The organism is Corynebacterium pseudodiphtheriticum DSM 44287 (assembly GCF_000688415.1).
Classification (GTDB): Bacteria; Actinomycetota; Actinomycetes; order Mycobacteriales; family Mycobacteriaceae; genus Corynebacterium; species Corynebacterium pseudodiphtheriticum.
In genome coordinates, this window is record NZ_JIAH01000009.1 from 130,426 (window position 1) to 144,690 (window position 14,265).

At 53.2% G+C, this 14,265-nt stretch carries 14 protein-coding genes; 7 read left to right on the forward strand and 7 right to left on the reverse strand.

The window, feature by feature from the left end; all coding sequences use genetic code 11:
- Window positions 1-23 precede the first annotated feature (23 nt).
- The 3 genes from trxB (at window position 24) to O146_RS0108050 (ending at window position 2,796) form a co-directional block, all read left to right on the forward strand.
- On the forward strand, window positions 24-953 hold the full coding sequence (trxB, locus tag O146_RS0108040) for a thioredoxin-disulfide reductase (RefSeq protein ID WP_021353376.1): 930 nt from the start codon (window positions 24-26) through the stop codon (window positions 951-953).
- Between the two features lie 185 nt (window positions 954-1,138).
- Window positions 1,139-1,462 (forward strand): thioredoxin, encoded by a 324-nt coding sequence (trxA, locus tag O146_RS0108045; protein ID WP_021353377.1) that lies wholly within the window; start codon window positions 1,139-1,141, stop codon window positions 1,460-1,462.
- Window positions 1,463-1,611: 149 nt separating this feature from the next.
- A complete protein-coding gene (locus O146_RS0108050; protein WP_023018659.1) occupies window positions 1,612-2,796 on the forward strand; it encodes an N-acetylmuramoyl-L-alanine amidase in 1,185 nt (394 codons plus the stop codon).
- Window positions 2,797-3,016: 220 nt separating this feature from the next.
- Here O146_RS0108050 and O146_RS0108055 read toward each other — a convergent pair whose 3' ends face one another.
- The 7 genes from O146_RS0108055 to rpmH are packed head-to-tail and all read right to left on the reverse strand — an operon-like array spanning window position 3,017 to window position 7,709.
- Window positions 3,017-4,243: a ParB/RepB/Spo0J family partition protein gene (locus tag O146_RS0108055; protein WP_027018153.1), complete on the reverse strand. Its 1,227-nt coding sequence runs from the start codon at window positions 4,241-4,243 to the stop codon at window positions 3,017-3,019.
- 16 nt (window positions 4,244-4,259) lie between these two features.
- A complete protein-coding gene (locus tag O146_RS0108060; protein WP_023018657.1) occupies window positions 4,260-5,198 on the reverse strand; it encodes a ParA family protein in 939 nt (312 codons plus the stop codon).
- Window positions 5,199-5,208: 10 nt separating this feature from the next.
- A complete protein-coding gene (gene rsmG / locus O146_RS0108065; RefSeq protein ID WP_027018154.1) occupies window positions 5,209-5,811 on the reverse strand; it encodes a 16S rRNA (guanine(527)-N(7))-methyltransferase RsmG in 603 nt (200 codons plus the stop codon).
- On the reverse strand, window positions 5,811-6,818 hold the full coding sequence (gene yidC, locus O146_RS11575) for a membrane protein insertase YidC (protein ID WP_035000679.1): 1,008 nt from the start codon (window positions 6,816-6,818) through the stop codon (window positions 5,811-5,813). The genes rsmG and yidC overlap by 1 nt, the downstream gene beginning before the upstream one ends.
- Before the next feature lie 19 nt (window positions 6,819-6,837).
- Window positions 6,838-7,143, reverse strand: a complete 306-nt coding sequence (gene yidD / locus O146_RS12460; protein WP_081703808.1) for a membrane protein insertion efficiency factor YidD — start codon at window positions 7,141-7,143, stop codon at window positions 6,838-6,840.
- Window positions 7,140-7,562 (reverse strand): ribonuclease P protein component, encoded by a 423-nt coding sequence (gene rnpA, locus O146_RS11580; RefSeq protein WP_024272831.1) that lies wholly within the window; start codon window positions 7,560-7,562, stop codon window positions 7,140-7,142. The genes yidD and rnpA overlap by 4 nt, the downstream gene beginning before the upstream one ends.
- Window positions 7,563-7,565: 3 nt before the next feature.
- Entirely contained in the window at window positions 7,566-7,709 is a 144-nt protein-coding gene (gene rpmH / locus O146_RS0108080) for a 50S ribosomal protein L34 (RefSeq protein ID WP_021353386.1), read from the reverse strand.
- Window positions 7,710-8,704: 995 nt separating this feature from the next.
- On the opposite strand from rpmH, the gene dnaA reads away from it, so the two are divergent.
- The 4 genes from dnaA to O146_RS0108100 all read left to right on the forward strand — a co-directional run bounded on the left by dnaA (window position 8,705) and on the right by O146_RS0108100 (window position 14,211).
- Entirely contained in the window at window positions 8,705-10,309 is a 1,605-nt protein-coding gene (gene dnaA, locus O146_RS0108085) for a chromosomal replication initiator protein DnaA (RefSeq protein WP_411797559.1), read from the forward strand.
- Between the two features lie 706 nt (window positions 10,310-11,015).
- Window positions 11,016-12,203: a DNA polymerase III subunit beta gene (gene dnaN, locus O146_RS0108090; protein WP_021353388.1), complete on the forward strand. Its 1,188-nt coding sequence runs from the start codon at window positions 11,016-11,018 to the stop codon at window positions 12,201-12,203.
- Window positions 12,203-13,537 (forward strand): DNA replication/repair protein RecF, encoded by a 1,335-nt coding sequence (recF, locus tag O146_RS11585; protein WP_023018654.1) that lies wholly within the window; start codon window positions 12,203-12,205, stop codon window positions 13,535-13,537. Before dnaN ends, recF begins: the two co-directional genes overlap by 1 nt.
- Window positions 13,534-14,211, forward strand: a complete 678-nt coding sequence (locus O146_RS0108100; protein WP_023018653.1) for a DciA family protein — start codon at window positions 13,534-13,536, stop codon at window positions 14,209-14,211. Before recF ends, O146_RS0108100 begins: the two co-directional genes overlap by 4 nt.
- Window positions 14,212-14,265: the final 54 nt, after the last annotated feature.

Genomic DNA, 14,265 nt, shown 5'->3' on the forward strand with positions numbered 1-14,265 from the left:
AGATCCAGCAACGGAGGAAAATAATGATCGTTCACGATGTCGCCATAATTGGTTCTGGCCCAGCCGGCTACAGTGCCGCGCTTTATGCTGCCCGCGCTGAACTCAACCCAATCGTTTTTGAGGGCTATGAATACGGCGGCGAATTGATGAACACCACCGAGGTAGAGAACTACCCCGGCTTCCAAAAGGGCATCATGGGCCCCGAGCTAATGGAAGAAATGCGCGCACAGGCCCAACGTTTCGGTGCTGACTTGCGTATGGAATTAGTCGATCGCGTTGAGCTCGACGGTGAAATCAAAAAGATCTACGTCGGCGATGAGGAATTTGCCGCCCGCACCGTAATCTTGGCGACGGGTTCGGCACCACGTCACCTGGGAGTAGAAGGAGAAAAGGCGCTGACAGGCCGTGGCGTGTCTACATGCGCTACATGCGACGGCTTTTTCTTTAAGGACCACGATATTGCTGTTGTCGGTGGCGGAGATTCCGCAATGGAAGAAGCTACCTTCCTCACCAAATTCGCCCGATCGGTCACCATCGTGCACCGTCGCGAAGGTTTTTCTGCCTCGCCAATTATGCTGGACCGGGCAAAGAACAACGAGAAAATCTCCTGGGAGCTGAATAAGACCGTTGCTGCCATTCAAGAATCTGCAGGTAAGGTATCTGGCCTGACTCTGCAAGACACCCAGACCGGCGAAACCAGCGAGCTGGACGTGACTGCACTATTCGTCGCAATCGGTTCAGACCCGCGTACAGACTTAGTGCAAGGCCAGGTCGATTTGGAAGAAACTGGTTATGTCAAGGTCAACCACCCACACACCCACACCAACCTGGATGGTGTATTCGCGTGCGGTGACTTGGTGGATGACCACTACCAGCAAGCCATCACTGCTGCTGGTTCCGGCTGTCGTGCAGCCATCGACGCCGGCGAGTACTTGGCTGCTGTCGCCCGTTGAGGGCTGTTGGCAGCGGCAGTTCACTGGGAGTCAGCTGGGAATTCCCCCGCTGCAAAATAGAATTTTGCGCAACGTTTACTTGTGGTCATGGCAGACGCGTTTTCGCGCGCCATGGCGCTAATTCGTTGTGACTACACTAGAATTCTTAGTAATTCTTTCTAGAAAACCACGAGGTGACAAGTCACATGAGCAACACAATTGACATCACGTCCCAGACGTTCAAGTCTGAGGTCGTCGAATCAGATGTCCCAGTCATCGTCGATTTCTGGGCACAGTGGTGCGGTCCTTGCAAGAAATTAGGCCCAGTGCTGGATGAGATCGCCGCGGAATACGACGGCAAGATCAAGGTCGCCAAAGTAGACGTTGACACTGAACGCACCCTGGCTGCCATGTTTCAGGTCATGTCTATCCCTTCGGTGATGATCTACTCGGGTGGTTCCAAGGTGGACGAGTTCACCGGCAATTTGCCGAAAAAGCAAATCATCAGCAAGGTCGAGGCCGTTCTCTAGGTTCAACCTAGAGGGAGACCCGAAAGCGGTCATTCTCGCCGTCCCGCATTCACGCGGGCAACATTTTCTGGCGGGAGTGGCTGCAGGACCGAACAAATTCCAAATATGAACACCACGACCATGGCTATCACGCTGCATGAGGGAGCGTTGTGACGAAAGTATTGAAGGTGGGCGATTCTTCAGCTCGCGTAGCAGAAGCTCGTGCCACTTTGGCCCGCCTGGGCATGCTATCCCACTTCGACGGTGACGTGGCGGACTGGAAGACTCAGAAATTCAGCGAAGAAGACAAATACTTCAGCGCTGAATTGGCGGACGCGTTGAAGGCTTTCCAGCAATCCCGCGGCATCATCCCGTCGGGCACGATCGATGAGATCACCCTACGGGAACTTCGTCATGCCTCGTACACGCTGGGTGCCCGGGTGCTGTCTTTCCAACCCAACCAAGAACTATTTGGTGACGACGTCGCCCAACTGCAGCGCCAGCTACAGGAATTAGGCTTTTACAGCCACAACCTCGACGGTCATTTTGGACAAAACACGCACGAAGCATTGAGCAATTACCAGCTCAACTCCGGTTTACAAGATGACGGAATCTGTGGACCGAACACAATCCACTCTCTTTCTTTACTCGGTCGCCGCATCTCCACAGGCGGATCGGCACAAGCCATCCGGGAACGCGAGTGGGTTCGCCGTGCCGGGCCAAAACTGGCAGATAAACGTGTCGTCATTAATCCCGCGCTAGGCGGCGCCAACAAGGGAGCGACTGTCCGCGGACGTTTTGGTGAGATCACGGAAGAAGAAATCCTCTGGGATCTGTCTTCTCGTATCGAAGGACGCATGATTGCCGCTGGTGTGGAAACTATTATTTCCCGCCCCCGCATGGATGATCCCAGCGAGCGGGAGCGTGCTGATATCGCCAATGCTTTTGGTGCGGACCTCGTGATTAGCTTGCACTGCGATCATTATCGGAATGATAAGGCGAATGGCGCAGCAACATTCTATTTCGGCTCGAATTACGGTTCTTCCTCAATGATCGGGGAAAAACTTTCTGGCTTTGTACAACGCGAAATCGTTGCCCGCACAGAACTACAGGATTGCCGCAATCACGCACGTACCTGGGAAGTACTGCGCCTGCCACAGATGCCAACCATCGATGTCGTTCTGGGGTATTTGACGAACCCACAGGATGTCCAAATTTTGACGCAGCCAAAGCACCGCGATGCCATCGCGGAAGCCATCGTCGTTGGTGTGAAGCGGTTGTATTTGCTGGATCAGGACGATATGAAGACCGGCACCTACAACTTCGCAGAGCTGTTGGAAGCCGAACAGTCTTAGCCAGTGTTTCTCCGGTCTCGTGCATGCAGCATCACGCTAATCACACTGGGCTTTCAGTCTATGAACGCAAACAGTAACGCAAACAGTCAGCAATCAGCACCAAAGTAATCAGCAGAGACGGTCAACAGGAAACAAATAACCCGGGCGCTGTGCACTAGTCGAAGTAACGAGGCACAGCGCCCGGGTTTTCCTTGGGTTTCGCAGAGGTTTCTGCCCACATTTAGTCCGCGGTTCCGGCAGAACCTTCAATGAGCTCCATGATGCGTTGGAAATCATCTTGGTCACCGAATTCGATAACCATTTTTCCCTTACGTTTTCCCATGGACACAGTAACTTTCGTGTCCCATTTATCGGCCAGACGTTCGGCTGTATTCGTCAAATACTCTGGTTGTGGTGCTGGCGAATTTTTCTTCTTCGCTGCTGGTTTTTGCCCTTTATTCAGCAGTACAACGGCTTCTTCTGTGCCTCGCACGGATAGGCCTTCGGCTACCACGCGTTCTGCCAATTGCGACATTTGTTCTTTTTCCTGCAACCCCAATAACGCACGAGCATGCCCAGAAGAAAGCACACCAGCATCTACTCGCCGCTGCACATCTACTGGCAGGCGTAGCAAACGCAGAGTATTGGTGATTACCGGGCGAGAACGCCCCAGCCGGTCAGCTAGCTGTTCCTGTGTCACACCGAATTCTTCCAGCAACTGCTGATAGGCATGGGCTTCTTCCAGTGGATTCAGCTGCACCCGGTGGATATTTTCCAGCAATGCGTCGCGCAGCAAGGCATCATCTGTGGTTTGCCGCACGATAGCAGGGATCGTCGATAAGCCAGCCCGAGAAGCTGCCCGCCAACGTCGCTCACCCATGATGAGTTCGAAGCCGTCTTCCGCCGGGCGCACGACAATGGGCTGCAGAAGCCCGAATTCTTTAATGGAGTGCACTAGCTCTGCTAAGTCATCAGCATCGAAGACGGTACGCGGCTGCTTCGGGTTTGGCGAGATCTGGCCGACGGGCACCTCACGGTAGGTAGCACCGAATTGCGGGCCAAGACTTCCTGCACGTGAGCGGGTCGAGTTGGACGACGAAGATGCGATCGTTGGCGCGCCTGGAACACTGGGTTTATTGGTGGATTTTCCGGCCTCTGCGGCATCGTCTTTGCCTGTGTCACGACCACCGCCGGTGGTGCCGAACTTCGGGGCCCCGGCCAATCCTGTACCAGAACCAGTGCCAGAGTTAGGGGATTTTCCCTTAGCAATATTCTTCTGGCCAGCCGGGCCAGCGTCACCAGCACCGTGGGCCCCACGGTTGCCGAGCGCCGATCCCAGAATCACATCAGCCGCGGAATTTCCTAGCCTAGGACGCGCGGACTGATCCTCGTCGTTCGCAGAAGGAATCAGGGCAGCCAAGCCACGGCCCAAGCCGCCTTGTTTTTGGTGTGGTTTTTTCTCCGCCATGAAAACTCGTTACTCCTTATGCTTCGTCCGCTGTGTCGTGCACCGTATCGTCGGCAGCCTGATCTGCAGTCTCTTCGGCTGTTTCAGTGGCTTCGTCGGCGTTCTGTTGGGAGAGCTGCGCAAAAATCTCCGGGCTCACACCAATCGGCCCCGTCGAGCTGTGGGGCACGTAGTCACCACGCTCATCCAACTCTTTCGCCGCCGCTCCGTAGGCATAGGCGCCGTGGGAGCTCGGGGAGTAGTCAATCACCGTCTGCCCGTATCCGGGGGCTTCTGAGACGCGTACAGAGCGCGGAATGACGTTACCCAGGACGACGGCACCAAACTGCCCGCGCACTTCGTCGACGACTTGCTCGGCCAACTTGGTGCGCCCGTCGTACATCGTCAGCAACACACCGGAAATGTGTAGATCTGCATTCAGATGCTCGCGGATCATAGTGATGTTGTTCAGCAGCTGACCCACTCCCTCCAGAGCGTAATACTCACACTGGATCGGGATAATCACTTCCTGCACCGCCGTCATCGCGTTGATCGTCAACAGGCCCAGTGATGGAGGACAATCAATGAAGACGTAATCGAACCCGTATTCGTCTAAAAAACCGTTCTTCAAAGCGTCGGAAAGCCGGTATTCGCGGCGCACCAAACTCACCAACTCAATCTCTGCACCAGCCAGATCAATCGTGGCAGGGATGCACCAGAGATTGTCACGGTTTGGAGACTGTTGCACGGCTTGTTTCGCCGTGGCGTTGCCGAGTAAGACCTCGTAGCTAGATTTCGTGCCTGTGCGGTGCTCGACGCCCAGCGCCGTAGAAGCGTTGCCCTGCGGGTCGAGGTCTATGACCAACACCGTATGGCCTTGGTGGGCGAGGGCAGCGGCTAGGTTCACGGCGCTGGTGGTTTTCCCAACGCCGCCTTTTTGATTGGCGATCGTGATCAAGCGGGGCTGCTGTGTCATGCCAATGAGCTTACTTTACGCGGTGAACACGTATCAGGGTGGTGGGTTCGTCCAGCTCAGACCCCACAGTAATAATTTCGGCGCGTTCGCCTTTAGCGCGTTTAATCGCGGCTTGATCACGCTCGATTTCTTCGCTTGCCGACGAACCTTTCATCGCCAGCATTATTCCGCCAGGACGACACAGGGGCAGCGACCACCGTGCCAGCTTAGCCAGCGGAGCCACCGCGCGGGAGGTCACCACGTCAAATTTCGTGTCTTTGTCAAGGTTTTCGGCGCGCTCGCGGATGACGGTGACGTTGTCGAGTCCGAGTTTCTCACTGACTTCGCTCAGATAATTGGAACGTTTCAGCAAAGGTTCCAACAACGTTACGTGTAGGTCTGGGCGGGCAATAGCCAAAGGGATACCAGGCAGGCCAGCTCCGGAACCAATGTCAATAGTGCGTGAGCCTTCTGGAATTGCCTCGCCGATAACCGCACAGTTGTAAATGTGCCTATCCCACAGTCGTGGGGCCTCCCGCGGACCAATAAACCCACGGGTGGTGGCATCCGTCGCCAAGGATTCGTGATAGGCCAGCGCTAGATCCTGCCGGTCGCCGAAAATACGAGCCAGCATTATTTCTTCTTGCCCTGGTTTTGTTGCTGGTTGTGGGTTTGGTTCTTGCGCTGCTTCTTCGTCTGCTTATTTAGCTTGCGTGCCGCCGGAGCTGGTGCGGAAGAGCGCTTAGCTTCGCGCTTTGCCTCTTCTTCTGCTTCTTCTTCGCGGTCCATTTTGCCGTAGATGATACGGGTTTGGATGAAGGTCCACACGGTGTTGGTCAGCATGTAGAACAGCAGACCGATAGTCCAAATGAAGCCGGTGGCCAAGGTGATTGCTGGCATGACCCACAGCATCATCTTGTTCATCATGCCCATCTGCATCTGCATCATTTCGGCGTTATCCCCAGTGGGCTGCGGGGTCTTGCCCGCTGCGCGGCGAGCTTCCTGGCGGCCGACGGTAAAACGAGCATTCAAGTGAGTCAGCGTCGCAATGGTCAGCACCAACGGCACCGCAACAGCAATGATGTTAAGACGGGTGAAGTCTGCCCCAAAAGTCTGCATAGCGTCTTCCGACATGGAGATAAACGCAGAAAGAGGCACGCCAAATACGTCAGCGTCCAAGAAGGACTGGACATCTTCGACGGAGAATGAATAGTTCGGAATATTGCGGTTTTCTTCTACCGTCAAACCAGGGGAACCAAAACGCTCCTCCGTCCGGTTGAACATACGCAGCACGTGGAACAGACCAATGAAGACTGGGATCTGCGCGAGCATCGGCAGACATCCCGCCAGTGGGTTCATCCCGGATTCTTTATAAAACTTCTGCAGCTCTTGGCTCTGCTTCGTTTTATCATTTTTGTACTTATCCCGGATTTCTTTCATCTTTGGTTGCAGCTCTTGCATTTTCCGGGAGGAGCGCAACTGCGTGATCATGGGCTTGACCAACAAAGCTTTAATGGTCATGGTCAGCAAGATGATGGACAAAACCCAGGTATATCCGGAGTGCGGATCCATCACCAGGCTTAAGACATCACGCCAAAAACCTAAGATCCACGAAATCGGATAATAGATGAAATTAAGCACAAATAATCCTTATTCTGACTTATTCTGATTCGTTCTGACGAGGAGCTTCCGGCAAGTGTGCAAACGGACTTGCCGGATCGTAGCCACCCGGGTGCCAAGGGCCACATTTAGAAATTCTCACGATAGCACAGACCAGGCCTTTAAAAGCCCCGTGACGCGCGAAAACCTCCAGGCTATAGGCACTGCATGTGGGCTCGAAACGGCAAGTCGACATCGGTTTCTGGGAAGACAAGTTTTTCTGGTAAAACCTCACCATTGCCACCAGCAACCGGGAAGGACCACGCGCTGCGGGGATAGCTTCCCCATCCGTGTTGTAATACGTCACTGTGTAGCCGCTTCCGCATTCTTTGCAGTAGAAGCATTTGGCGCGATATGCGCAGAAGTTTTCTCGAGCTTTTTCAGCGCACGGAACACTGCACTACGCACGTCTTTGCGCAGCTGTTGCGGCTCAGCGTCGACAAGCGCAGGTAGAGCACGCACGACGACGTCGACCGCAGGGTCAAGTTCTACACATAGCTCGCGGCAGATATGACGCAACTGGCGGGCGGTGCGGTGCCGGACGACGGCATTGCCAATGCTTTTAGAGACGATAAGACCAAAACGGGGACCAGAAACAGCAAGTGTTTCTGATCCCTGTTGCTGATAGCAGTGCGCTATCACGCTGCGTGATCCTGCCCGCCGTCCCTTTTTCGTGACCCGCCGAAATTGTTGCGGCGAAGTCAGTTTATGTTGGCGGGGAAGCATAACTTAAGCAGTCAGCTTCGAACGACCCTTTTTGCGACGGGCTGCCACGATGGCACGGCCAGCGCGCGTACGCATGCGGGTACGGAATCCGTGAACGCGTGCGCGACGACGGTTGTTTGGTTGGAATGTGCGTTTACCCTTTGCCACGGTAGATCTCCTTCACTAAGCGGTGCGACGCTGCCATAGTGGCGCGTCAGATGCAGTTCGAGAACCAACACTCCGCGCCAGCGAGCTTGGGAAAGCGCTGCAACGCACGAGTGCCATTCGGTTCTTCAGTACACAGTCCGAGACTGTGAAAAGACTTAGCCAGACTACGTCACAGCGAGCAGGAAAAACAAATCAACACGCCGTAACAGCCTGGCGATTTTGCTCTCGCCAACCGCCAGCCATGCGGGTACCCCCGGAATCACAAGAATGTTATCCCCAGGAATGAATCAACCCCTGTGAAATACAACCCGGAGCAGTGCTGCACGTTCTCCACAAAGCATCGAATACAGGATCCGTAAATAACAACTATGTGATTCAAGCAGGCTATCGAAGAAAAACCGCTTGCTAGACAGTTTTCCACACCAGCGGGTAGTAATGAAGAGGAGCTTCTACTCACAAGAATCCACAACCTCAACTGTGGATAACTCTCAACAGGAAGTTTATAGTTAGGATAAAAATGCAGGTAGAAGGCCATAATTACCAACAACAAGTTATCCACAATAATGTGAATAACATTTCCCGCGAGTCTATTCACAGTTGTGGATAACTCTGTGGAATACTGGTCAAGCTATATTTCTGGCAGCAGCCACCCTGTGGAATCCTCCTGGGGAATTTCATTTGGAGCTTGCTCTGGAATTTGCCCCAGAATTTGCACTGAGGTTTGCTCTGGAATTTGCTGACCAGAAATAACTAACTAGATAACAAAAATCGCCGAAAGACTCTCCGAGAACCCAAGGCTAAAACAGCAGCAAACACGAAACGACGACCGAACTAGACAGAATCGAGGCACTGTGGCAGACGATGCGTCCACGCTCGCAGAAAATTGGCAGAAGATGGTCGATGACCTTCTCTATATCTCTGACCAACCGGATTCTGACGTACCGTCTTTCACTCACCAACAGCGTGCCCATCTGCAGCGCGCCCGACCAATCACCATGGTCAATAGCTACGCGCTACTGACCGTTCCGAACGAAAATGTCAAGGCGACGATTGAAAATGATTTAGGCCCACACATCGTGCGTATCCTGAATCATTACCTAGGTAAATCTTGTTCATTGGCTGTGTCCATCGCCGCGCCACAAGACGACGAATGGCAGTCCTCGCATTCTCCAGCTCAGGCCAGCCGGGATTACGAACCGCGATACACCTCTCGCTACAGCCCGCGAGAAGAGTCACCAGTATCCCCAGAACGCAATGAACCTGGGGCATCCAGCCCCGCAGCCAGCCAATCGGGAAAGCAATCTTCTTCCACTTCACGGCCGAGTGCTCCGCGACGAACACCGCGTAATCATCACGATTCGCAAATCGAAATCGGCTTTAGCGACCACCAGCCTAGCGCTGCCCCTCGAGAAGCCAATCCGCCCCGGGCAGCAGCCAGTCTCGATGAACTAGCACAGGCATACCAGCAACAACAGGCACAGAAAGCTGGCGCCACAGACACCGGGCAGCCCGATTCTGCCCGCCGTCTACACCGCGAAGCTCCTGCACATGATCCCAACCAGGAACAATCGCTCAACCCCAAATACACATTCGAAAATTTCGTTATCGGTTCGTCGAATCGCTTCGCCAACGGTGCCGCCGTCGCGGTGGCGGAAAATCCAGCACGTGCCTATAACCCGCTGTTCATTTGGGGCGGATCCGGTTTGGGCAAAACACACCTCTTGCATGCAGCAGGTAATTACGCCCAAGTGCTACAACCAAAACTGAGAGTAAAGTATGTGTCTTCGGAGGAATTCACCAACGACTACATCAATTCTTTGCGCGATGACCGGCAGGAATCTTTCAAACGCCGCTATCGCAACTTAGATATCTTGATGGTTGACGATATCCAATTCTTAGAAGGCAAAGAGTCTACGCAAGAAGAGTTTTTCCATACTTTCAATGCGCTGCACCAAGCTGATAAGCAAATCATTTTGTCCTCCGACCGCCCGCCGAAGCAGCTAACCACCCTGGAAGATCGCTTGCGTACCCGCTTCGAAGGCGGATTAATTACTGATGTGCAGCCACCTGATCTGGAAACACGCATCGCGATTTTGATGAAGAAAGCTTCCGCCGACGGCACCCGCGTCGACAGGGAGGTACTGGAATTTATTGCTTCTCAATTCGAGTCTTCTATTCGCGAATTAGAAGGCGCACTGATTCGCGTTTCTGCATATTCTTCACTAATCAACGAGCCGATCGATATGAAGCTTGCAGAAATCGCGCTGCACGACATCCTTCCAGATACAGCGAACCTGGAAATTACTATGTCCACGATCATGGAAGTGACTGCAGAGTATTTCAATATCGAGTTCAAGGCACTGACTGGTGCCGGCAAAACTCGGGCGATTGCACATGCCCGTCAGCTCGCGATGTATTTGTGCCGCGAATTAACCGATAACTCTTTGCCCAAGATTGGCGAAGCCTTCGGCGGTAAAGATCACACCACTGTGATGTATGCGGATCGGAAGATCCGGAAAGAAATGACAGAAAATCGGAATACCTACGATGAAATTCAACAGCTGACGCAAATTATTAAGACGCGAGGTCGCGTTTCTTAAGCTTCGTGTTCGGCTGACACTGCAGCCATCCCAGCTCAATACCCCACCAGGTCCTTGGATTGTCCAGGGCCTGGTTTTCTTTATCCACAAGGTTCTCCACACCTGTGTAATTACACGTTTGTAATTTATATTTTTTGTAACCCAGACCATAAATACTGGCTGTGAAAGAATTCTGAGCTGTGTGAATCTACCGGTGGAAGAATTGTGGAAAAATCGGTCCATCTTGTGGAGAAGCAGAATTACACGGGAGTTATCCACAATTGCACCGTTTTATCCACAAGAACTACACACGCATAAACACAATCTAAAAAATGGCTTTGAGCTTTGCCGATGACCCATTATTCACAGATATAACAAGGCTTATTGCTACTACTATCTTTTTAACTTGGAAATCTATTAAGAGAAAGAGGGTGTGAAGGAACGGAAGAATTTTTGTTTTACACCAAAAAATAAACAAAGACCAGCTCGCCTGTAGGAGGTAATTACAACGATGTAACCTCAGCATCCTGGATGTGCTCTTGAATACGAATAATGTAATTCAGATAGCTAAATTAGCTAACCCTAAATGACGAGAATTCCCCTAAAAAGCCGTCTTCTGCTACTGGAAAAGTGTTAGGATTTCGGGTAACTTCAGATATTTCTGCAACCAGAATTCCCGTAACCCGAATTCGCGAATTACAACTTCTAAAGAGAGCTTGATACCAACATGGATTCCTCCGCAGTATCGTTCCGTGTTGCCAAGGAAGACTTGGCAGACGCCGTCGCTTGGGTAGCTAAGAATCTGCCTTCCAAAGCGACTCAGCCTGTCTTGCGCGCGATGCTGATTACTGCTGATGAATCCGGCCTGGAGCTCTCTGGCTTTGACTACGAAGTTTCCACCAAGATTAAGCTCCCCGCAGAAGTAGAGACCGAAGGCACTATTGCAGTTGCGGGTAAATTGCTAGCAGATATCGTCGCTAGCTTGGCCAACAAGCCAGTCGAACTGAAAGTCAATGATTCCACTGCGTTGGTGCGTTGCGGTTCTTCCCGTTTCGAGCTACCTCTGATTCCGCTGGATGATTACCCACAACTGCCGGAACTACCACAAGTTACCGGCAGCCTGAACCCATCGCTATTTACCGATGCCGTTACGCAAGTTGCTTCTGCAGCCGGCCGTGATGACACTTTGCCGATGCTCACTGGCGTGCACTTCGCCATTAACGGCTCAGATATTAAACTTGCTGCTACAGACCGTTTCCGTTTGGCTATTCGCCAACTGAATTGGGATCCGGTTAGCGAAGGCGTCTCGGCTAAATTGCTGGTACCAGCAAAAACTTTGCAAGAAAATGCGCGAAGCCTAGACACTAGTTTGGATCAGCCCGTACAAATCGCAGTGGGAGCTGGCGATAATGTCGGTGCTGAAGGCCTATTTGGCTTGCACTCGCACAATCGCGAAACCACCACTCGCATGCTAGATGCAGAATTTCCGAATATTGAGCCACTATTGCCAAAAACCCATAGCTGCGTTGCTAGCGTCGACATTGCCCCACTACAAGAAGCGATTCGTCGCGTCTCGTTGTTAACCGAACGAAACGCTCAGGTACGCATGGAATTTTCTGAGGACCAGGTTATTTTGTCTGCGGGTGGTGCAGAATCTGGCCATGCAGAAGAAGCAGTACCGTGCGAATTCTCCGGTCGTGATGAGTTAATCATTGCGTTCAATCCGGGATACCTGAAAGATGGTTTGTCCGTTGTACGCACCGAGAAGGTCTTCTTCGGATTTACTGAATCATCTCGTCCTGCCATCTTGCTGCCGCAGCCGGAGCACATGCCGGAAGCCAACGAAGACGGCCAATTCCCGAGCCCACAGTCTGATTTCACTTACCTTCTGATGCCGGTTCGTTTGCCTGGGTAATGTATCTCCAAAACCTGCAGCTCCGTGATTTCCGCTCTTGGCCGGAATTCTCCCTGCGGTTTGCGCCGGGAATCAGCGTGTTCGTCGGCCGCAATGGCTACGGTAAAACCAATATTGTCGAAGCCATTGGCTATCTTGCGCACCTCGGCTCACACCGGGTAGCAACCGATGCGCCGCTGATCCGCATTGGCCAAGATAATGCACGGATATCCGCCAGCATTATTAATCAAGGTCGCGAGCTCACTGCGCACCTATTGGTCAAATCTAGTGGTAGCAATAGTGCACAGATAAACCGAACTCGGTTGAAAACACCCCGGGAACTGCTTGGGGTAGCAAAGACCGTGCTGTTTTCTCCGGAAGATTTGGCTCTATTACGTGGCGAGCCAGGGGAGCGCCGCCGCTATCTCGATAGGATGCTGGCTAGTAGAACCCCACGAATTGCCGGCGTGAAGGCTGATTACGACAAAGTCTTGCGTCAGCGAAATGCACTGCTGAAGTCAGCTAGTGCGGCATTGAAGCGTGGGTATCGAGACGATGATTCCGCATCTGCCTTAGCAACCTTGGATGCCTGGGACAATCGTTTAGCTGGATTGGGTGCACAGCTAATTGCTGCGCGTATCGAGTTGGTTGATGAGCTAAAAATTCAGGTTCGTAAGGCCTATGCGGCTATCGCTCCAGAATCTCGCCCAGCAGATGTCTCTTATAATTCCACCCTGGATACCGTGGTAGAAAACGGTAATTCTGGGGTGGCTGCTGGTTCTGGGAATTCGACAGCGATGCCGTCTCGGCGCATCACCGACGAGTATTACCGGGATGAGCACGGTCACGTGCAAGTCGAACTCATCGAGGCTGCCATGCTGGGAGCATTAGGCAATGCACGGAACAAAGAGATTGAGCGCGGCGTTAGCCTCGTCGGCCCGCACCGTGATGACATGGAAGCACTACTTGGTGCTAATCCGGCGAAAGGTTTTGCTTCGCATGGTGAGACCTGGTCTTATGCCATTGCGTTGCGCTGGGCAGAATTCGAGATTTTGCGGCAATCGGGCACGGATCCGATTCTGATTCTGGATGATGTGTTTGCGGAACTGGATGTGAAGCGTCGGCGGCACCTGGTCAAGCTTGCGAGCTCTGTGGAACAGGTGCTGATTACCGCTGCGGTGGAAGAAGATATTCCCGAGGAACTAGAACCGAATTCTGTAGTTCGCATCGGCGTCCACGATTCTATGAGCGCCAGCGGTGAGTATTCACGTGTGTCCTTTATCGACACCAGCCAGAACGAGCGACGTGCTGGTGCCGAAGACACACCCCAGCCTGGCGACGGTGGATCACGATGAGTGCTTCTGCCGATAATTCAGCAGGCAACCAGTCACAGAATCAGTCACAAAAACTGCCCCCTAACCAGCCACAGATACCAAGCCAGCCTCGTGATCTTGTCGACGCCACCTTTGCCGCCGTCCGGGAAGCTGCTGCACAACGTGGATTCGCACCACCACTGGGCACTTCGCAGACGGGTGCACAAAGTTATCTGCGCCGCCGTCGGCAAGCACGGGCGCACCAGGAACGTAATGCCCAGAACACTCCTGGCGCCCTCGGTGCGCTGAATTGGCAGAAATACCGGCAATCCGGGCCTGATGGCAGGCGTCCGCGCAGGCAATTGAATTTGCCGTCGGCGGGTGCGGTACTGAACAAAGAAATTACCTCCCGCGGTTGGGAGAAAAACCTGGCCTCTGGGTGGGTGACTGGGCACTGGGCGCAGCTGGTGGGTGAGAAGATCGCGCAGCACACCAAGGTAGAGATGGTGAAAGATACGGCGCTATTTATCAGTTGTGACTCCACCGCGTGGGCGACGAATTTGCGGTATATGCAGCGGGAGATTCTGCGCTCGATCCGCGAGAAAGCTGGACCGGACGTGATCACTGAGTTGAAGATCTTTGGCCCGCAGGCACCGAATTGGCGTAAGGGCAAGCTACATGTGAAAGGTCGCGGTCCGCGCGATACGTACGGATAAACCACTGATAAGCAGCTGCGGTTCTGACATGCGACCGTGCGGTGTGCCTGCGGC